The organism is Bradyrhizobium sp. (assembly GCF_016462955.1).
Classification (GTDB): domain Bacteria; phylum Pseudomonadota; class Alphaproteobacteria; order Rhizobiales; family Xanthobacteraceae; genus Bradyrhizobium.
Genome location: NZ_JAEMSD010000368.1, coordinates 1 through 338 on the forward strand (window position 1 = coordinate 1; position 338 = coordinate 338).

The window sequence follows — 338 nt, forward strand, 5'->3', positions numbered from 1 at the left end:
AGCCGCTCGCGCAGCAGCGGCTGGTAGAGCACGGGACGGGTGACGGCGAGCTCGCTGATTTTCGGAGCGCCCGACCACACGCTGGCAAGCGACATGTCGGCCTGCACGCTGCCGATCGTCAGCCGCGTGATGCCGCTGCGATCCTTGGGGTCGGCAAGCGTGAGGTCGTTCAGGGTGAGGTTCAACGTCGGCCACAGGCTGATCTTCGTGGTGCCGTCGATCGTCACGCGGTAGCCGGTCGCAGTCTCGACGCGCGAGGCGATCGTCGAGGTCAGGAAGCCCGAGGGAATCCCGACCACGAGCAAAAGCCCGATCACGACGATGACGGCGGCCAATGC

The 338-nt window shown here is 66.6% G+C and carries 1 pseudogene; it reads right to left on the reverse strand.

What is annotated here, in order from left to right:
• A pseudogene (locus JHD07_RS28415) lies at positions 1 to 338 on the reverse strand (AsmA family protein); the annotation flags it as partial.